Origin of the sequence: Streptomyces luteolifulvus (assembly GCF_008806595.1) — a bacterium.
In the GTDB taxonomy this organism is placed as follows: Bacteria; Actinomycetota; Actinomycetes; order Streptomycetales; family Streptomycetaceae; genus Streptomyces; species Streptomyces luteolifulvus.
In genome coordinates this window covers 1-17,804 of sequence record NZ_VZRB01000006.1, presented here as the reverse complement: position 1 = coordinate 17,804, position 17,804 = coordinate 1, and the positions used below count along the sequence as shown (strand labels likewise).

Below are 17,804 nucleotides of genomic sequence, written 5' to 3'. Positions count from 1 at the left end.
TGATTCCGTTCCCGGAAACCTTGTTATTCCCTTGCAACCACTACAGATGAAGCACTATGAATGAAGTGGTTGAGACAGCCTACGGAAAGAGACCAGCTTGCGAAAGCTCACGTACTACATCGCCTGCTCGCTCGACGGGTTCATCGGGGACCCGGGCGGCGACGCGTCGTCGATGTACTCCTTCGTCGACGGGGAGTTTCTCGAATACCTCAGGACGGAGTACCCGGAAACCCTGCCGACCCACGGCCGCCGGGCCCTCGGCATCGACCACCTGGAGAACAGGAGGTTCGACACGATCATCCAGGGCCGGGCCAGCTACGAGCTCGCGCTCAAGGAGGGCATCACCAGCCCGTACGCCCATCTGCGCGAGTACGTCGCCTCGCGCACCCTGGGCGAGTCGCCCGACCCGCACGTCGAGATCGTCGCCGATGACCTGGTCGGCAAGGTGCGCGAACTGAAGGCGGAGGAAGGAGAGTTCGGTATCTACCTGTGCGGCGGCTCGCGCCTCGCGGGCGAACTGCTCGACGAGATCGACGAACTCGTCATCAAGACTTACCCGATCGTGCTGGGCACGGGCATGCCGATGTTCGGCTCCGGGTTCGCGGTGACCCGGTTCGGGCTCGACGGGGTGCGCACCTTCAACAACGGCGTCATCGTGCGCACGTACGGCAGGAAGCGCTGAGGGCCGGTCGGTCCTACCCTGAAGGCATGGACCGCGAAGGACATGTCTGTCCCGCCTGCGGGCAGCCCGTCGATACCGTCGTCCGGCGTCACAAGACGCTGGGCGCCTGGGTTCCGTTGTGGGTGGCCGGCCCGTGCCGCAACCCCAAGTGCGACGCATATGTCCATGAGGGCGCGGAGTCCGGCGAGGAGCCCGGAAAGTCCACCGTGGAAAATTCCTGAACCCGTGTCGAGATTCCCGGAGCGGCTCCGACGTCCCCTGTGAGAGCTGCCCAACCGCGGGCGGCCGGACACCGAAGGAGCGGACTCATGAAGTATCTGGTCATGGTGCAGGGCACACAGGCGGACTACGAGGGCATGCGCGGCAACGCGTCCGAGCACGCTCCGGCCTGGACCGAGCACGAGCTGCAGGCCATGTACGCCTACATGGGCGCGATCAACAACGACCTGGCGGAGACCGGCGAGATGATCGACGGGCAGGGGCTGGCCGAGCCCGCGCAGACCCGCCACGTGAGGCTGGGCGACGACGGCAAGGCGGTGATCACCGACGGTCCGTACAGCGAGACCAAGGAGCTGCTGGCCGGTTACTGGGTCCTGGAGTGCGAGAGCCTGGAACGGGTCACCGAGATCGCCGAGCGCGTCGCCCGCTGCCCCGGCCCGGAGGGGCTCGTCAACTACCCGGTGGTGATCCGGCCGATCATGGACGGCGCCGGAGACATCTGAGCGACGCATGAGCCACGGCCCGGCCGACATCGAGGACCTGCTGCGCCGGCACGCGCCGCAGGTCCTCGGCGCGCTGGTCAGACGGTACGGGCACTTCGACGCCGCCGAGGACGCCGTACAGGAGGCGCTGCTCGCGGCGGCCGGGCAGTGGCCCGCGGCCGGGGTGCCGGACAACCCGCGCGGGTGGCTCATCAAGGTCGCCTCGCGGCGGCTGACGGACGCCCTGCGCGCGGAGGAGGCGCGACGGGCCCGGGAGGAGAGGGCCGTGGCACTCACCCCGCGTGACGCCTTCACAGCCCCGCCGCCGGGAGCCGGGCGGGCTCCCCGCGAGGACGACACCCTCTCGCTGCTCTTCCTGTGCTGTCACCCGGATCTCACCCCGCCCGCGCAGATCGCGCTCACGCTGCGTGCGGTCGGCGGTCTGACGACGGCGGAGATCGCCCGTGCGTACCTGGTCCCCGAGGCGACGATGGCGCAGCGCATCAGCCGGGCCAAGCAGAAGGTGCGGGGCGTGCGCTTCGGGCGGCCGGACAACTGGGAGGAGCGCCTGCCCGCGGTCCTCCAGATCCTCTATCTGATCTTCAACGAGGGCTACACGGCGACCTCGGGCCCGAGCCTTCAGCGCCGTGATCTCGCGGGCGAGGCGATCCGGCTCGCCCGTACGGTCCACCGGCTGCTGCCCGACGACGGCGAGGTGGCCGGACTGCTGGCCCTGATGCTGCTCACCGATGCCCGCCGCGACGCGCGCACGGGTCCGCACGGCGAACTGGTCCCGCTCGACGAACAGGACCGCGAGCGCTGGGACAAGGCGGCGATCGAGGAGGGCGTCGCACTGGTCACCCGGGCGCTCGCCAGGGGCGCCGCGGGCCCGTACCAGATCCGCGCGGCCATCGCGGCCGTGCACGACGAGGCCCCGTCCACGGAGGCGACCGACTGGCAGGAGATCCTCGGCCTGTACGACGTGCTGGTGCGTCTCGTCCCCGGCCCCGTGGAACGCCTGGGCCGCGCGGTCGCCGTCGCCATGGTCCACGGCCCGCGCGCCGGCCTCGCCGAAGTGGCGGAACTGGAGGACGAGCTGAGCACCGGGCACCGTCTGGACGCGGTCCGTGCCCATCTGCTGGAGCGGGCCGGCGCGTACGACGAGGCCCGCGCCGCCTACGAGTCCGCGGCCGGAAAGACCCTCAGCCTGCCGGAGCAGCGCTATTTGCAGGCGCGGGCGGCCCGGCTGAGGCCGTAGCGTGCCGTCCATGCCCGAACACACGTACATCCTCCACCTCACCGAACGTTCCCTGTGGGAAGCGGCCCGCGCCCGGGGCACGTACGAGATGTCGACCCGCGGCCGCACCCTCCGGGAGGAGGGCTTCATCCACTGCTCGACCCGCGACCAGCTCCCGCCCGTGGCCGCCTTCCTGTACGGCTCCTACGACGGCCCCGACGAGCTGGTGGTCCTGGTCGTGGACCCCGCGCGGCTCGGCGTTCCGCTGAAGTACGAGGCACCCGAACCGGGCGGTGAGGAGTTCCCGCATGTGTACGGGCCCATTCCGGTGGGCGCGGTGGTGGACGTGGAGGACTGGGGGTGACTCAGGCGGGGGGAGCGCGCCGCCGCCGGGTGTGGCGGTGGGCCGTGCTGGTGTGGGCCGTGACCGTGGCAGCGGGCGGTGGGCTCACGCTGTGGCTTCAGGACTCGAGGGAACCGCGCTACGGCTGGGAGGGCGCGCAGCCGACCGTGACGCCCCCGCTCCCGGAGGACTGGCGCTCCCAGTGCCCGACCCCGAGCCCCACCTCGCAGGACGGCGCTGGCCAGTACCTCTGCTGGGTCAGGACCGGCTAGGTGTATTGATCACGAGCGTTGTCAGCGGCTGCCGGGCCCGCTCGACGGGCGGACGACGGGAAGGTGTCAGACAGGCCCGGGCAGCGCGCCCGTCTCCGGGTCGCGTGCCGTCAGGCAGTACGTGCCGTCCGCCGGGTCGCGCATCACCGTCCAGTGGCGGCCGCGGGCGACGAGCCGGGCACCGAGACGCTCGTGCTCGGCGCGGGTCGCCTCGATGTCCGTGCAGGCCAGGTCCAGGTGGGCGGAGGCGGGCCGTTCCTCGCCGAGGCGCTGGAGGAGGACACGGATCGGGAGTCCCGGCGGCGGCTTGACCACGTGGAACTCCGGGAGCGAGCCCGCCCGCGACTCCCAGCCGGCCAGCAGGCCGCTCCAGAAGGCGACTTCGGTGTCGTAGGCGGACGGCGGAACGTCCAGGCAGACCTGGTCGAGCCGGGCGCCGCGGACGACGGGTGGCCTCGCGGACTCCGCGTGCCAGGGCACGGCACAGAACAACTGCCCGGCGGGCGAGCGCAGTACGGCCCACCCGTCGTGCTCGGCGACGGCAGACGCCCCGAGTCGCAGCGCCGACTTCATGAACGCCGGTACGTCGTCGACGCAGAAGTCGAGATGCGCCCCGCCCTCGCCCTCGTCGACGCCCCGGACCTTCACGCAGGCGTCGGACCCGTCCGGGACGAGGGTCGAGAACTCGCCGTTCTCACCCCGGGGTGCGGACAGCCGGGTGTCCGTGACGGCCGTCCAGAACTCCCGGGCCGGGGCGAGGCGGTCTGCGGGCCGGTCGACGAAGGCGTACGTCCAGCGGATGGTCATGGGGTGATCGTAGGCGGGGGAGATGCGCAGTCCTCGCGGATTTCAGTCGCCGGCCCGCTCCATGAACCGCAGCATGTTCCCCGCCGGATCCCGGAACGCGCAGTCGCGCACCCCGTACGGCTGGTCCATCGGCTCCTGGAGCACATCGGCGCCGGACTGTTCGACCCGCTCGAAGAGGGCGTCGCAGTCGGCGGTCGTGAAGATGACCCCGCGCAGCACACCCTTGGCCAGCAGGCGGGCCATCGCCTCCCGGTCGGCGGGCGAGAAGTCCGGGTTCGCCCCCGGCGGCTCCAGCACGATCTCCACGTCCGGCTGCAGCGGCGACCCGACGGTCACCCACCGCATCCCCTCGAATCCGACGTCGTTGCGCACCTCCAGCCCCAGGACGTCCCGGTAGAAGGCGATCGCCTTGTCATGGTCGTCGACGGCGATGAAGCATTGCTTGAGTTTCACGTCCATGACGGCAGGCTAGGGCCTGTCCGCGGGATCAGGCCGCAGGGAAGCAGCGGTATCCGATCGGTGCAGGTGAGCGGGGCCTGGTGCGTCCGGCTGCACGGCGGAGGAGAGCGGCGCCCGCTTCGGGCGGGTGAACGTGCGGGCCACGCATGCCGGGATCGGGGCGCTCGGCTCGTGGGAGCGCGCGCGGTAGGCGCTCGGGGTTTCGCCGACCAGTTCGGTGAAGCGGGAGCTGAAGGAGCCGAGGGAGGTACAGCCGACCGCCATGCAGACCTCCGTGACGGTCAGGTCCCCGCGCCGCAGGAGGGTCTTGGCGCGCTCGATGCGGCGCGTCATCAGATAGCTGTACGGGGTCTCGCCGAACGCGCTGCGGAAGCTGCGCTGGAAGTGTCCCGGCGACATCAGCGCGGTCCGGGCGAGGTCGGACATGTCGAGGGGCTCGGCGTACTCCCGGTCCATACGGTCGCGCGCCCGCCGCAGCCGGACCAGATCCTCCGTGGTCACCACCACGTCAGCATCGCACGAAGGGGCCCGGCCGAGACAGCGGCCGGGCCCCTTCGGGCTGCCCGTTGACCTGCGATGGTGCACCGATCGCGGGTCGTCGGAGGCTGACGGGTCGTCAGGCCTTCTTGGTCTCCTAGTAATGGGCCGGGTCGGTGACCTGCAGCGATGGTTGCTGCAGGCCGCTGACCCGGCCTTTTCTCGATGGCTCGTGATGGGGTGCGACGGTCTTGATCGGGTGTCTTGCGGACTGTGTGCGGACTGCGGCTGATCCCTGGGGAGCCGTCGTCAGGCTCGGGCGGCGGGCGCGTTCCGTTCCAGGCGGGCGCGCAGGGTGCCTTCGAAGTCCTCGGCTCGGGAGAGCTGGACACGGAGCTTCTCGACCTGCTCGGCGGCTTCCTGCTGGTAGGTGCGGACGCGTTCCAGGAGGGCCTCGCGCTCGTTGGCACCGAGAGTGGCGTCAGCGTCGAGGCGATCAGTGGCGTCGAGCAGGTCGCGCATCTGGTCCAGGGTGAAGCCGAGCGGCTTCATGCGGCGGATGACCATGAGGCGGGCGACGTCGTTCTCGGTGTAGAGGCGGAAGCCGCCCCGAGAGCGGGCGGAGGGGACGACGAGGCCGGTCTCCTCGTAGTGGCGGATGGTGCGCAGGGACAGTTCGGTCCGTGCGGCGACCTCGCCGATCTGCATGTGCTTGCCGTCCACGCCCGTGATCCTCTGGCCCTTCTCCTTCGTCAGCGGCCTCGGCCCAGGTGGGCGCCGCCGATCTCTACTCTAACGTTAGGGTAGAGTTGCTGGTGGTGGGGGCGGCGTTTCGCTGCCTCGCTGTTGCCGTGTCGGGGCCGATGGTGCCCCCGGCGAAGATCCGATTCTTGCAGGAGAGAAGCGTGCGCGAGCCCATGACGCCCGGCGCCGCCGCCTGCCCGCCGTGACGCTTCGCCCCCGGACGTGAGCCTGGCCGCGCTGACGGTCATTCCCAGCCGCGTCTTCCTTCAACTTCCGGCTCCGCATCGCGCGGCGCCGCCCGCGGGGTGCCGGCCCGGCCCCTCCGCGTCCTCCCGCCCGCCCCGGCCTGCCGAACGGGGGTGTGCCCGAGCACGACAGGTTCCGTCTCCCTTGTCTTCCGTTGCCACTGCTGTGTCCCCGGCCGCGCGCCTGCGTGGCCTGAAGCCCGACTGGATCTCCGACCCGAAGGTCTGGCGCACCGAGGTCCTGGCCGGCCTGGTCGTCGCCCTCGCGCTGATCCCCGAGGCCATCTCGTTCTCGATCATCGCGGGTGTGGACCCGGCGATCGGTCTGTTCGCTTCCTTCACCATGGCCGTCGTCATCTCGGTCGTCGGCGGCCGACGGGCGATGATCTCCGCCGCGACCGGCGCCATCGCCCTCGTGATCGCCCCGCTGAACCGTGAGCACGGTCTCGGCTACCTCGTGGCTGCGGTCATCCTCGCGGGCGTCTTCCAAGTCATCCTCGGCGCGCTCGGGGTGGCGAAACTGATGCGGTTCATCCCGCGTTCGGTGATGGTCGGCTTCGTCAACGCGCTCGCCATCCTGATCTTCATGGCCCAGGTCCCGGAGATGCGGAACGTCCCGTGGGCCGTCTACCCGCTGATCGTCGGCGGTCTGGCGCTCATGGTGTTCTTCCCGAGGATCACCACCGTGATCCCAGCGCCGCTGGTCTCCATCGTCATCCTCACCGTGATCACCGTCGGCGCGGCCATCGCCGTGCCGACTGTGGGCGACAAGGGCGAACTGCCGACCTCCCTGCCCGTGCCTGGCCTGCCGGACGTTCCGTTCACGCTGGACACGCTGACGACGATCGCCCCGTACGCGTTCGCCATGGCGCTGGTCGGCCTGATGGAGTCGCTGATGACGGCCAAGCTGGTCGACGACATCACCGACACCCACTCCAACAAGACCCGCGAGTCCATCGGTCAGGGCATCGCCAACATCGTCACCGGCTTCTTCGGCGGCATGGGCGGCTGTGCCATGATCGGCCAGACGATGATCAACGTGAAGGTTTCCGGCGCCCGCACCCGCGTCTCGACCTTCCTTGCCGGGGCGTTCCTGATGGTGCTGTGCATCCTCTTCGGCTCGGTTGTTTCCGACATCCCTATGGCGGCCCTGGTCGCCGTCATGATCATGGTGTCGTTCGCGACCTTCGACTGGCACTCCATCGCCCCGAAGACCCTCCGGCGGATGCCCGCCGGCGAGATCACCGTCATGGTGATCACCGTCGCCTGTGTGGTCGCCACCCACAACCTCGCCATCGGCGTGGTCGTCGGCTCCCTCACCGCCATGGTCATCTTCGCCAAGCGTGTCGCCCACCTCGCCGAGGTCACCGCAGTGGTCGATCCCGACGGCAAGACGGTGGTCTACCGGGTCACCGGCGAGCTGTTCTTCGCCTCGTCCAACGACCTGGTGGGCCAGTTCGACTACGCCGCCGACCCTGGCAAGGTGATCATCGACCTGAGCTCGGCGCACATCTGGGACGCCTCCTCCGTCGCCGCCCTCGACGCGATCGAGACCAAGTACGCCCAGCGCGGCAAGACCGTCGAGATCACCGGCCTCAACACCCCGAGCGCTCACCTGCACGGCAAGCTCAGCGGCGAACTCGCAGCCGGTCACTGACCGGCCCCGCGACCCACTCAACAGGACCCCGGCCCACCCACCGGTGTCCTCCGCTATTCAAGATCAACTGCGTCAGTCACGGCTCCATCGATCCTGGGGTTGTACTTCCAGCCGTCCAGCGACACCTGGAGCCCGCTGCTTAGGTAGCGGTGGAGGGCACTGGCGGTGGTCTCCACGAATTCCTCGGGGATGGCGTCTGCGTCGACCCAGCGGACCTGGGAGTGCTTGCGCGGTTCGCGGTTCTCGGGCTCGCCATCCCACTCGTGCGTGACGAAGACGACCGTGAGGAAGCCGTTGGGAGCTTCGACGCCCCAGGCGCCGTGGATGATGTGGGCGACCTTGAGGGACTCGGGCTTCACCGTGAGCCCCGTCTCCTCGTGGAGCTCGCGGACCGCGGTTTCGGTGATGGGCTCGCCGGGTTCGCTCTTGCCGACGGGGAGGTCCCACATGCCCTGGGCAAACTTGGCGTTCTGGCTGCGCTGGAGGAGGACGACGGCTGGTCGCCACGTCCTGGACGATGACGGCGGCGACCAGGAGGGTCATGGATTCGAGGGCGGGCGGGAGGGCTTTGAGCTGGGCGTCGGGCTGCGGCTGAGCCACGGTTACGTCCTTTCGTCGGCCGCCTTGGACAGATGGGGCCAGTGCTTCGTGAGCACAACGGGCCACGGCCCCCAGGCCCCCCTGCCCTCAAGCTCAGGTCGCATCATGCAGCAGCGCGTTGGATCTCGATGGCGAGGGCGCCGAGGGCTTCCTTCTCTGGCGGGTAGATGGTGCGGATGTTGGCGATCTGTTGTTCGCGGGTGGCGGTCGGGTTGACGTTGGCCGGTCCCTCGCCGTCGAGCAGTGCCTCGAAGTCGGGGTACTCGGTGACCCGCTTGACCTCGACCTCACAGGTCTCGTCGGTGCCCTTGATGCGGAAGCGAATGACGTCGCCGGCAGAGAGGTCGGCGAGGTGCGGGTATTTGACCCGCACCTCGATGGTCTTGGTGCCCGCGGCGACGAGGTCGAAGTACTGGCGGTAGAGGTTGAGCTCGCGGACGCGGGCGGTGGTGTCGGTCATGGGGCGGGAACGCTCCTGGTGGCTGGTTCGGACATCATCCGGCCGATCTCGGTGGCCGAGTACGAGCGGAAGAAATGGCGGGGGTCGGACAGCAAGGTATCTGCCATGGCCAGCAGTTGCTCGGCGTACTCCGTGATGGTGCCGGGCCACTGACGGGCATCGAGCATCCAGTTGGCTGCGCCTTCGGGCAAGGGCACACGGCCTTCGCGGATCAGCGACTTGGACAGCTTGGCGCCGGTGTCGGTGACGACCTGCGGGCAGAACAGTCGGGCGGGGAGCTGGGCGAGGGTGAGACCGACGGCCTGGAGGGCCTCGTCGACCAGGTGGGAGCCGAAGACCCAGTCGCCGCCCTTGACCATGACGTGCAGGGTGCCGTGTGGGTTGGACAGGAAGAGTTCCTTGACCGCGTTGCGGTACAGGGTGGCCAGGTCGAGGTAGGAGCCTGCGGTTGGGGTGATGGTCGCCTGGTAGGGGCCGTGGTGGAGGCAGACGGCAGCCACTTCCGCGATCTCGCGGTCGGTGAGGTGGACTCGGGTGCGTTCGGCGTGTTTCTCGGCCCAGCCGCAGTCGGGGTGCGGGCAGGGGACGCGCAGGTGTGGTGTGCCGGTGGAGGGGGCGAGCCACCAGCGAGCGGCGTCGAGGCGGGGCAGGAGGCGGAGCCATGTGCGGCGGAAGTGCTCGCTGGCCTGCTGCTGGCTGTAGGTCTCGATCCGGTGAGGGATGCCCAGGCATCGAGAGAGCGCGGTGAACAGGGGTTGGTAGAGGGCGTTGACGAGGTCGGTCAGGGTCCCGTGGCCGAGGGCCTGTGCGTAGGCGCGTTGGTATCGGTGACCGCTGACCAGGTCGGTGGTCAGTTCGTAGGGGGCGTTGTCGAGAGCGCTGAACAGGACCTCGGTGGGGATGCCGAAGCGGTCGCGCAGGCGGGCGGCCATGGCGAAGGCCAGGGACTGTACGAGGGAGGTGCCGATGTGCGGGGCGCCGTTGATCTGGGTGCCGACGACGAGCACGATCCGCTCGGGTGGGGTGGCCAGGATGCGTGGGGTCAGGACGTCCTCGGCGTGGTGGAGGGCGTTGGCCAGGACGGTGTTCGGTGAGACGGGATGGGTCGTCACGGGATGCCCCCTGGGGTGGGTTGGGGTTCATTCGGTTCGGGTGTGGCCGAAAAGGAGGCGCTGGCGGAGCGTGGCGCGGTCCAGGTAGGTGTCGATTTGTGCTGGTGTGGCGCTGCGGGAGAGCGGGTCGAGGCCCAGGACGAGGGCCACCGGGGCTCCTTGGCCGAGTAGCAGGGTCCAGGGGCGGCCTGCGGGGATGCGTTTGCGGTAGGGGGTGCCGTCGAAGCGCAGGGCTGCGTCGGTCGGGGTGATCAGATGTAGGCGTGGCCCGATGTCCGGCGGAGGCGTGGTGGCGGGGCCGAGGTGCAGAGCTTCAGTGATCGCGCGCATGCGCTGCTCGATGAGCGTCGGCGTCTCGTAGAGGCTGCGGGGCGGTTGGGGCACCAGAAGGAGGCAGCACAGAGTGGCGCCGGTCGGAGTGGTGTCCAACCACGTGGTGGTGGCCAGGGAGGCGATCAGGCCGGCGGAAGGCGTGAAGGACTCGGTGCGGGCAGGCGTCAGCATGTGGGCACCGCGCTGTGATGGAAGGCGGCCCAGACGCACTTGCCGGGGCCCTGGCGTTTCTCCACGCCCCAGTGGTCGGCGACGGCAGAGACCAGCAGGAGGCCGCGGCCGTTGTCGGTCGTGCTCCTTGGCTCCTGCTTGGTGGGTGTGCCGTTGCCGCCGTCGTGCACCTCGATGCGCAGCACGGTGGCATGCAGTTCGACGCGTACGAGGACCTGACCGCACGCAGGCGCTCCGTGCAGGACGGCGTTGGTGGCCAGTTCGGAGGTGCACAGGCGGATGTCGTCGAGGCGTTCAGTCCGGCCCATTGGGTAAAGGTCTCGGCGACGAAGGAGCGGGCAGCGCCCGGAGTGGTCCGGCGCCGGTCGAAGAGCATCGTTTCGTGCTCGACGGCGCCGTCGAGGGCTTGGTCCGGTGCGAGAGTGTCCGGCTCGTCGGGCAGTCTGCTGGGCATGGCCAACAGCCAACCGCCGTCGCTCGTTTGGGTCGGGAGCCATCGTGGGGGCCATGCGGGGGGCCACTATGGGGGCCAGAGTTCGCATGCTCCTGGGAGATGGGATGGGCGACACGGGGATCGGCGCGTTGCTCATCCGGCTGCGCACTGGGCGTGGTTGGACCCAGCAGCGGGTGGCCGACGAATACAACGCCCTGGAGGGGCGGGCCGCCAAGACCGGTAAGGAGATTGGGCGTTACGAGCGCGAGGCGCGCATCCCGGTTCCGTACACCCGCAGGTACCTGGCGCAGGTGTTCGGCGTCGACATCGGAGTGCTCGACCGTGCTGTGGCGGTCAGCAAGGGCCGTCAGGGTGGAGACAAGGCTGCGGAGACCGTTCCGGCGCGGCCTGTGGTGCCTTCGCGATCAGGTGTTATGTCGGCGGCGGACGCGGTGATGTCGGCGGACTTCGCCCGGTTCATCGCGCAGCGCAACGCAGATGAGTTCGTCGTCGAGCAGTTGGAGGCCGATGTTGCTCGGCTCGCTCGCGCCTACGTCAGCCATCCGCTGATGGAGCTGTACATCGAGATCAAGCGGCTGCGGGACGGGGCGTTCGAGTTGCTGCGCGGGCGCCAGCATCCCCGGCAGACTGCTGACCTGTACCTCGCGGCCTCACGGTTGTGTGGGCTGTCCGCGCACGTCTGCTTGGACCTGGGCGACTACGACTCCGCTGCCACCCACGCCCGTACCGCTCGGGCGTGTGCGGAGGCGGTCGGGCACGAGGGGATGCTGGCCTGGGTGCGGGCCGTGGAATCCCTGATCGCCTACTGGACCGGGCGGTACGAGCAGGCAGCGCGGCTGGCGCGGGCCGGCCGCCACCACCGGGCTCCCGGCAGCATCGGAGCCCGGCTGGCGAGCCTGGAGGCGCGTGCGCTGGCCATAGCCGGAGACCGGGTGGGCGCGGTGGCCGCCCTTGCGGATGCCGAGCGCTCCCGCGAGGCGATGTCCGGCCACGACGAGGTGCCGGGCATCTTCGCCTTCCCGGTTGCCAAACAGTTCGCGTACGCCGGTACGAGCCACTTGGCCGTGGGTGGGAGGGAGCACGTCCAGCAGGCCATCGTTAGCGCGGACAGTGCGATCCGGCTATACCGCAGTGCCGAGGTCGACGACCAGTCGGTCGGTGACCTGTTCGCCGCCCACGTCGATCTTGCCCGCGGTCACCTGCTTCTGGGCGACCTGGATGGCACCGAGGCGATGCTTGGATTCGTCCTGGAATCCCCGCCGGAGCGCATGTCGGCCAGCATCGTGCGCCGGCTCACTGCCCTGGGCCGGGAGCTGGGAGAGCCGCAGTACGGTGGAGCGGCGCAGGCCGCACACCTACGCGAACGACTCCAGCACACGGCCGTCCTCGCGGCCTCACCCGCCGCCCACCCACCGGAGTTGCCGACGTGACCGAACTGTCCGCCGCACACGACGCCGCCGTCACCGACCGGAGCCGCCTCGCCGGGAGCGCCTACAACAGTGACCGGGATCTGGCCGCCCGCCAGTCGCTCTACCAGTGGCAGATGCCCCGTTTCGACTTGCCCGGCATCGTCGCCGAGCAGCTGAGCGGCGTACGAGGGCGCGTGGTCGATGTCGGCTGCGGCAACGGCAAGTTCATCCAGCGGCTCCGCAACGACCGGACCGACCTGGCCCTGCTCGGCCTGGACATCGCCCCCGGCATCCTCGCCGGCGTGCCCGGGCCCGTCGCTGTGGCGGATGCCACCCGCCTGCCGTTGGCCACGGCGAGCGTCGACGCCGCCCTGGCGCTGCACATGCTCTACCACGTCCCCGACATCCCCCAGGCGGTCAGAGAGCTGTCCCGCGTCCTCGCCCGTGACGGGCTGGTGATCGCCTCCACCAACAGCGACCAGGACAAGGCCGAACTCGACGACCTGTGGCAGCGGGCCGCGGGCGACGTCCTCGGCACCGGACGCGGCCCGGCCCGTATCTCGCTCAGCGCCCGCTTCTCTTTGGAGAAGGCCCCGGCCTTCCTGTTGGAGGAGTTCGGCCGGGTGGAGACGATCGAACTGCCCGGCACCATCACGGTCCACGATCCCGAGCCGGTCATCGCCCACATGGCCTCTTACCGGGCATGGGCGGACCAGCACGACGTGCCCTTCGAGGCCACGATCGAGCGGGCCCGCGCGATCCTCGTCGATCACATCGCCCGGCATGGGGCCTTCGAGGTCACGTGCCTGGGCGGCATTCTCGTCTGCCGTCGCTGAGAGGACGTTCCGGTTGAAGACGGGATAGTTCATGGGTTGTGCCAAGTTATGGGTGTTTCGCCGGTTGCTCGCTTCGCGAGGTTGGAGATCATCGCGAGGCGGATCATGCTCTCGGAGTGGGCGGGTTTGGTCTCGTAGTCCCGGGCGAGGCGGCGGTGCATCATGATCCAACCGAAACTTCGCTCCACTACCCACCTTCGCGGAATCACAGAAAACCCTTTGACCTGGGCGTTCCTGGGGACGACGTCGACATCGATACCGAGGGGGGCGCCGTGCTCGATGGCCTGGGTCTTGTAGCCGGTGTCGACCCATGCCTTGGTGATCGTGGGGTGGTCGGCGGCGATCTGCGTGAGGAGCTGTTTGCCGGCCTCGTTGTCGGAGACGCTGGCTGCGGTCACGATGACCAGCAGTAACAGGCCGAGGGTGTCGACGACGATGCTGCCTTTGCGGCCCACGATCTTCTTGCCGGCGTCGGTGCCCTGGGTGTCGGTGGGGACGCTGGTGGCGGTCTTGACGCTCTGTGCGTCGAGGACACAGGCGGTGGGTTCGGCGGTGCGTCCTGCCTGCATGGTGCCGTCGGCGGTCCAGGCGCTGAAGTAGCTGAACACGGTGGTGTGCGGCGGGAAGTCGTGCGGCAGGTAGCGCCACGGGACTCCGGTCCGGTTGAGGAAGAGGATCGCGTTCATGACTTCTCGCAGGTCAGTGACCCTGCCGCCGAGGTTGAGCGAGGTCTTCTGCCGCTCGGCCCGCCAGGCCGTCAAGATCGGCTCGATCAACTCCCAGCGGGCGTCGGAGAGATCACTCAGGTACGGCTTGCGCTGCTGCGAAGTGGCCATGTGGATACTCATATACAAGGCGCTTAACCGGGCATATCGCTCGATCGAGCGAGGTAAAAGCAATATCCAGGGCTGTATTCGAACCGGACAGGAGCTATCGGCGCCAACCACAGCAAATCGCATGACCGCGTCCGTCTCTGCGGGTGCGACAAATTACCCGTTCTTCCTGAATGCCGCCAAGTTCATGAGACGCGAACTACCGCAAACAGCCGCATAGATGACAAGAACGTCCTCTCAGAAGCGCCCCAATGGCAAATGGCGGGCCCGCTACCGAGACCTCGACGGCAAGGAGCACGCTCGCCACTTCGACCGCAAGATCGACGCTCAGCGCTGGCTGGACGAGGTCACGGCCAGCATTGTGACCGGCCGATACGTCGACCCGCGCGCCGGACGGATCACCTTCGAGAAGTACGCGAAGAAGTGGGAGGAGTCGCTCATCGCCAGCGAGGCGGGCGAGCGCATCACCGACAACGCGCTCCGGCTCCACCTCGTCCCGGCGCTCGGCTCCCGTGCCATGGCGGCGATACGCCGCAACGACCTCCAGGTGCTCTTCAAGAGCCTGTCCGAGCTGCTCGGCCCCGGCAGCGTGCGCAACGTCTACGACGTCCTCGTACGCCTCATGACCGCAGCCGTCGAGGACAAGGTCATCGCGGCCAGTCCGTGCCGCCGGATCACACTTCCGCCGATGCCGGACGAGGAGGTCACCCCGCCCACGGTCGCCCAGGTCGAGGTCATGGCCCGAGTCATGCCGCCGTACATCCGTGCGGCGATTGTCACACTCGCCGGATCAGGCTTGCGAATAGGCGAGTTGCTCGGCCTCAAGGTGGCGGACGTCGACTTCAAGGCCGGCGCCATCCGCGTCGAGCGGCAGCGCCTCCAGTCCGGGAAGATCGGCCCACCGAAGACCACCAAGTCCCGGCGCACCGTCCCGGTCGGCGAGGTCGTCACGGACGCTCTCCTCACGCACCTCGCGACACGCCCCTCCAAGGAGTGGTTGTTCACGATGGAGGAGGGCGAACCTCTCAACTATCGCCGCTGGAAGACGGAGTGGAACTGCGCCCGCAGGACGCTTCAAGCAGCGCAGAACGAGGCAGCCGACCGCGAGGGCCGCAAGCCCGTCGAGCTGTTTACGCCTCCGCCCTCATCGCCGGCGGAGCGAGCGTCAAGCAGGTCCAGCTGGTCCTCGGTCACGCGTCCGCCGTCATCACGCTGCGGATCTACGCGCACCTCTGGCCGGGCGAAGAGGACCGCACCCGATCCGTCATGGACGCCGTTCTCGGCGGCCTGCGGACCGGGTGCGGACTCGGAGACACTGCAACCAAAGTAATCGCAGGTCAGAAGGCATAAATAAAGATCAAGCCTTCTTGGTCTCCCAGAAGATCTTGTCGATCTGGGCGATGTAGTCCAGCGCCTTCTGCCCCGTGGCCGGGTCGGTGGACGCCTTGGCGGCCGAGAGGGCCTTCAGGGTGTCGTTGACGAGCTGGTGAAGCTCCGGGTACTTCTCGAAGTGCGGGGGCTTGAAGTAGTCGCTCCAGAGCACCGAGACATGGTGCTTCGCGAGCTCGGCACGCTGCTCCTTGATAACGGTGGCACGCGCCTGGAAGTGCGGGTCGTCGTTGGCGGCCATCTTCTCCTGGACGGCCTTCACCGACTCCGCCTCGATGCGGGCCTGGGCCGGGTCGTACACACCGCAGGGCAGGTCGCAGTGTGCGCTGACCTTGACCTTGGGGGCAAACAGGCGGGAAAGCATGGAGCATTCCTTCCTCGTGATCGTCTTCTCAGGTGGGACATTACTCCCTGCGAGAGGCGTTTTCGCGAGTGCCCCCATGGGCTTAGGACAAAAGTCCGGGGTCAGACTGGGACTGGTGGAGGAACGGACAGGGGAGGTGCCGGGGATGCCGGAGCTGTCGCAGGAGACCGAGCGGGGGAGGGCGGTGCAGCCCTTCGGACGCTTCGAGGTGACCGGGCCGTCGATGGTGCCCACGCTGTACCACGGAGACTGGCTCCTGGTGCGGCAGGGGGGCCGGATCAGGCCCGGTGACATCGTCGTTCTGCGTCATCCCTTCCAGCAGGACCTGCTGATCGTCAAGCGTGCCGTGCAGCGGCGCGAGGGCGGCTGGTGGGTGCTCGCGGACAACCCGTTCGCCGGGAGCGACAGCAACGACTACGGCATCGTGCCCGACGAGCTGATGCTGGGCGCGGTCCGCTTCCGGTACCGGCCGCCGCAGCCGGATCAGCGCTCGCTGCTCGCGCTGGTCCGCTGGGCGCTCTCGGCCGTCAGGCCCGTCTTCTCGGACCGGTCGGCCTCCAGGCGCTTGCGGGCGCGGTAGGCGGCCACGTTCGCGCGGGTCGCGCAGCGGTCGGAGCAGTAGCGCCGGGAGCGGTTCGTCGAGGTGTCGAGGTAGGCGTTGCGGCACGGTGCGGCCTCGCACAGGCCGAGGCGGTCCACGCCGTACTCCGTGAGGTGGAACGCCAGGCCCATCGCCGCGATCGCCGCGTAGCCGGCGGTCGCGTTGGACGGGTGGTCGGCCAGGTGCATGTGCCACAGCGGGCGGCCGTCGTCGTCGCGGACGTCGTGCCCGGAGATCTGCGGGCTCACCGGGAACTCCAGCAGGAGGGAGTTCAGCAGGTCGACGGCCAGGGTCTCGTCGCCGATGTCCGCCGCCTCGAACACCGCGCGCAGCCGGGCGCGGACCGAACGGAACCGGGTCACGTCCGTGTCGGTGGCGCGGCGGGCCGCCGACCGGTTGCCGCCGAACAGGTCGCGAACGGCCTCGACCGAGGTCAGTGAGTCCTTGCCCCGGGCCGGGTCCTCGCTGTTGACGAGACGGACGGCGTAGTCCGAGTAATAGGCCAGTTCCACTTGTAGTCCTTACGGAGGCGTTCTATCGTCGCGATGCGGTCGGGGTAACAGCTGGTCGTGCTTCCAGGGTATTACGCGACCTGTGTAACGGAGGAGCCCGATGACGGACACGGACACGGATACGGACACCACGACGGCCGGTGCCGACTGGCACGCCTGGCAGCTGAGCTGGGACCGGCAGCAGGAGTGGTGCATGCCCGACCGCGAGGAACGCTTTCGGATCATGCTCGACATGGTCGAGGCCCTTGTCGGCCCCGCCCCGCGGGTGCTCGACCTCGCCTGCGGCAGGGGCACCATCACCGCCCGTCTGCTCGCGCGGCTCCCCGAGGCCACCAGCACCGGTGTCGACCTCGACCCGGCGCTCCTCGCCATCGCCGAGGGCACTTTCGCGGGCGACGACCGGGTCCGCCTCGTCACCGCCGACCTCAAGGACCCCGGATGGCGGGCGAGACTGTCGTACGACTTCTACGGCACCGTCCTGACCGCGACGGCCCTGCACTGGCTGCACAGCGAACCCCTCGCGGCCCTTTGCGGTCAGGTCGCGGAGCTGGTCCGCGACGGCGGTCTCTTCATGAATGCGGACCACATGATCGACGACACGACGCCCCGGATCAACGCGGCCGAACGGGCGCGGCGCCATACCCGCATGGATCAGGCCAGAGCGGACGGCGCCGTCGACTGGGCCGCATGGTGGCAGCTCGCCGCCCAGGACCCCGTCCTCGCCGGGCCGACCGCCCGTCGCTTCGAGATCTACGGCGAGCACGCCGACGGCGACATGCCGTCCGCCGCCTGGCACGCGCGCGTGCTGCGCGAGAAGGGCTTCGCCGAGGCGCGCCCGGTGTGGTGTTCCCCGTCGGACACGCTGATGCTGGCCCTCACGTAGCCGCGGGCGGACCATGCGCGAGGGGCGGTACGGGTTGTCCGTACCGCCCCTGGGCCGTGTGGGTGTGTGGGTGTGTGGGTGTGTGGGTGTGTGTGGGTGTGGTCAGAGGACCTTGGAGAGGAAGGAGCGGGTGCGTTCGTGCTGGGGGTTTCCCAGCACGTCGCGGGGGTGGCCGGACTCGACGACGACGCCGTCGTCCATGAAGACCAGGGAGTCGCCGACC

At 69.1% G+C, this 17,804-nt stretch carries 21 protein-coding genes and 3 pseudogenes; 11 read left to right on the top strand and 13 right to left on the bottom strand.

Annotation, left to right across the window (positions count from 1 at the left end; translation table 11 throughout):
- The first annotated feature begins 97 nt into the window (after window positions 1-97).
- The 5 genes from F7R91_RS10570 to F7R91_RS10545 all read left to right on the top strand — a co-directional run bounded on the left by F7R91_RS10570 (window position 98) and on the right by F7R91_RS10545 (window position 3,235).
- Window positions 98-682 carry a dihydrofolate reductase family protein gene (locus F7R91_RS10570; protein ID WP_150946934.1) on the top strand — a complete coding sequence of 195 codons (585 nt, stop codon included), beginning with the start codon at window positions 98-100 and terminating at the stop codon, window positions 680-682.
- A 308-nt stretch (window positions 683-990) separates the two neighbouring features.
- Window positions 991-1,404 (top strand): YciI family protein, encoded by a 414-nt coding sequence (locus F7R91_RS10560; protein WP_150946930.1) that lies wholly within the window; start codon window positions 991-993, stop codon window positions 1,402-1,404.
- A 7-nt stretch (window positions 1,405-1,411) separates the two neighbouring features.
- Window positions 1,412-2,641: an RNA polymerase sigma factor gene (locus F7R91_RS10555; protein WP_150946928.1), complete on the top strand. Its 1,230-nt coding sequence runs from the start codon at window positions 1,412-1,414 to the stop codon at window positions 2,639-2,641.
- Between the two features lie 10 nt (window positions 2,642-2,651).
- Window positions 2,652-2,984, top strand: coding sequence for a DUF952 domain-containing protein (locus F7R91_RS10550; RefSeq protein WP_150946926.1), 333 nt, complete (start codon window positions 2,652-2,654; stop codon window positions 2,982-2,984).
- Complete coding sequence (locus F7R91_RS10545; RefSeq protein ID WP_225320599.1) at window positions 2,981-3,235, top strand: hypothetical protein; 255 nt, start codon at window positions 2,981-2,983, stop codon at window positions 3,233-3,235. The genes F7R91_RS10550 and F7R91_RS10545 overlap by 4 nt, the downstream gene beginning before the upstream one ends.
- 66 nt (window positions 3,236-3,301) lie before the next feature.
- Here the strand turns inward: F7R91_RS10545 and F7R91_RS10540 are convergent, their stop codons facing one another.
- From F7R91_RS10540 to F7R91_RS10525, 4 genes are all read right to left on the bottom strand, one after another.
- Window positions 3,302-4,042 (bottom strand): VOC family protein, encoded by a 741-nt coding sequence (locus tag F7R91_RS10540; RefSeq protein ID WP_150946924.1) that lies wholly within the window; start codon window positions 4,040-4,042, stop codon window positions 3,302-3,304.
- A gap of 42 nt (window positions 4,043-4,084) precedes the next feature.
- A complete protein-coding gene (locus F7R91_RS10535) occupies window positions 4,085-4,501 on the bottom strand; it encodes a VOC family protein (protein ID WP_150946922.1) in 417 nt (138 codons plus the stop codon).
- Window positions 4,502-4,510: 9 nt separating this feature from the next.
- Complete coding sequence (locus tag F7R91_RS10530) at window positions 4,511-5,002, bottom strand: helix-turn-helix transcriptional regulator (protein WP_150947484.1); 492 nt, start codon at window positions 5,000-5,002, stop codon at window positions 4,511-4,513.
- Between the two features lie 285 nt (window positions 5,003-5,287).
- Window positions 5,288-5,701, bottom strand: a complete 414-nt coding sequence (locus tag F7R91_RS10525) for a MerR family transcriptional regulator (protein ID WP_150946920.1) — start codon at window positions 5,699-5,701, stop codon at window positions 5,288-5,290.
- A 432-nt stretch (window positions 5,702-6,133) separates the two neighbouring features.
- Here F7R91_RS10525 and F7R91_RS10520 point away from each other — a divergent pair, with 432 nt between their 5' ends.
- The gene (locus F7R91_RS10520) at window positions 6,134-7,624 is read left to right on the top strand and encodes a SulP family inorganic anion transporter (RefSeq protein ID WP_150946919.1); all 1,491 of its coding nucleotides are present in this window, start codon (window positions 6,134-6,136) and stop codon (window positions 7,622-7,624) included.
- Between the two features lie 53 nt (window positions 7,625-7,677).
- Here F7R91_RS10520 and F7R91_RS10515 read toward each other — a convergent pair.
- The 5 genes and pseudogenes from F7R91_RS10515 to F7R91_RS10495 all read right to left on the bottom strand — a co-directional run bounded on the left by F7R91_RS10515 (window position 7,678) and on the right by F7R91_RS10495 (window position 10,608).
- Window positions 7,678-8,167 (bottom strand): annotated as a pseudogene (locus F7R91_RS10515) (NUDIX domain-containing protein).
- Window positions 8,168-8,327: 160 nt separating this feature from the next.
- Window positions 8,328-8,684: an ASCH domain-containing protein gene (locus F7R91_RS10510; RefSeq protein WP_150946917.1), complete on the bottom strand. Its 357-nt coding sequence runs from the start codon at window positions 8,682-8,684 to the stop codon at window positions 8,328-8,330.
- Complete coding sequence (locus F7R91_RS10505) at window positions 8,681-9,796, bottom strand: hypothetical protein (RefSeq protein ID WP_150946915.1); 1,116 nt, start codon at window positions 9,794-9,796, stop codon at window positions 8,681-8,683. Before F7R91_RS10505 ends, F7R91_RS10510 begins: the two co-directional genes overlap by 4 nt.
- A gap of 27 nt (window positions 9,797-9,823) precedes the next feature.
- Window positions 9,824-10,300, bottom strand: coding sequence for a hypothetical protein (locus F7R91_RS10500; RefSeq protein ID WP_150946914.1), 477 nt, complete (start codon window positions 10,298-10,300; stop codon window positions 9,824-9,826).
- A complete protein-coding gene (locus tag F7R91_RS10495; RefSeq protein ID WP_225320598.1) occupies window positions 10,294-10,608 on the bottom strand; it encodes an ATP-binding protein in 315 nt (104 codons plus the stop codon). Before F7R91_RS10495 ends, F7R91_RS10500 begins: the two co-directional genes overlap by 7 nt.
- A 250-nt stretch (window positions 10,609-10,858) precedes the next feature.
- Here F7R91_RS10495 and F7R91_RS10490 point away from each other — a divergent pair, with 250 nt between their 5' ends.
- Both F7R91_RS10490 and F7R91_RS10485 read left to right on the top strand, forming a co-directional pair.
- Window positions 10,859-12,184: an XRE family transcriptional regulator gene (locus tag F7R91_RS10490; RefSeq protein ID WP_150946912.1), complete on the top strand. Its 1,326-nt coding sequence runs from the start codon at window positions 10,859-10,861 to the stop codon at window positions 12,182-12,184.
- Window positions 12,181-12,999 carry a class I SAM-dependent methyltransferase gene (locus F7R91_RS10485; protein WP_150946910.1) on the top strand — a complete coding sequence of 273 codons (819 nt, stop codon included), beginning with the start codon at window positions 12,181-12,183 and terminating at the stop codon, window positions 12,997-12,999. Before F7R91_RS10490 ends, F7R91_RS10485 begins: the two co-directional genes overlap by 4 nt.
- A 29-nt stretch (window positions 13,000-13,028) precedes the next feature.
- On the opposite strand, the gene F7R91_RS10480 is transcribed toward F7R91_RS10485, so the two are convergent.
- Entirely contained in the window at window positions 13,029-13,835 is an 807-nt protein-coding gene (locus F7R91_RS10480; RefSeq protein ID WP_150946908.1) for an IS5 family transposase, read from the bottom strand.
- A gap of 217 nt (window positions 13,836-14,052) precedes the next feature.
- Between F7R91_RS10480 and F7R91_RS10475 the strand changes: the two are divergent.
- Window positions 14,053-15,182 (top strand): annotated as a pseudogene (locus F7R91_RS10475) (tyrosine-type recombinase/integrase).
- 7 nt (window positions 15,183-15,189) lie between these two features.
- On the opposite strand, the gene sodN reads toward F7R91_RS10475, so the two are convergent.
- Window positions 15,190-15,585 carry a superoxide dismutase, Ni gene (gene sodN, locus F7R91_RS10470; RefSeq protein ID WP_020136639.1) on the bottom strand — a complete coding sequence of 132 codons (396 nt, stop codon included), beginning with the start codon at window positions 15,583-15,585 and terminating at the stop codon, window positions 15,190-15,192.
- Between the two features lie 145 nt (window positions 15,586-15,730).
- Here sodN and sodX point away from each other — a divergent pair, with 145 nt between their 5' ends.
- Complete coding sequence (gene sodX, locus F7R91_RS10465) at window positions 15,731-16,165, top strand: nickel-type superoxide dismutase maturation protease (RefSeq protein ID WP_150947482.1); 435 nt, start codon at window positions 15,731-15,733, stop codon at window positions 16,163-16,165.
- Here the strand turns inward: sodX and F7R91_RS10460 are convergent.
- Window positions 16,069-16,698: a CGNR zinc finger domain-containing protein gene (locus F7R91_RS10460; protein WP_150946906.1), complete on the bottom strand. Its 630-nt coding sequence runs from the start codon at window positions 16,696-16,698 to the stop codon at window positions 16,069-16,071. The two genes, sodX and F7R91_RS10460, sit on opposite strands and share 97 nt — an antisense overlap.
- Before the next feature lie 100 nt (window positions 16,699-16,798).
- On the opposite strand from F7R91_RS10460, the gene F7R91_RS10455 reads away from it, so the two are divergent.
- Window positions 16,799-17,581 carry a class I SAM-dependent methyltransferase gene (locus F7R91_RS10455; RefSeq protein WP_150946904.1) on the top strand — a complete coding sequence of 261 codons (783 nt, stop codon included), beginning with the start codon at window positions 16,799-16,801 and terminating at the stop codon, window positions 17,579-17,581.
- Window positions 17,582-17,683: 102 nt separating this feature from the next.
- Here F7R91_RS10455 and F7R91_RS10450 read toward each other — a convergent pair.
- Window positions 17,684-17,804 (bottom strand): annotated as a pseudogene (locus F7R91_RS10450) (ectoine/hydroxyectoine ABC transporter ATP-binding protein EhuA); the annotation flags it as partial.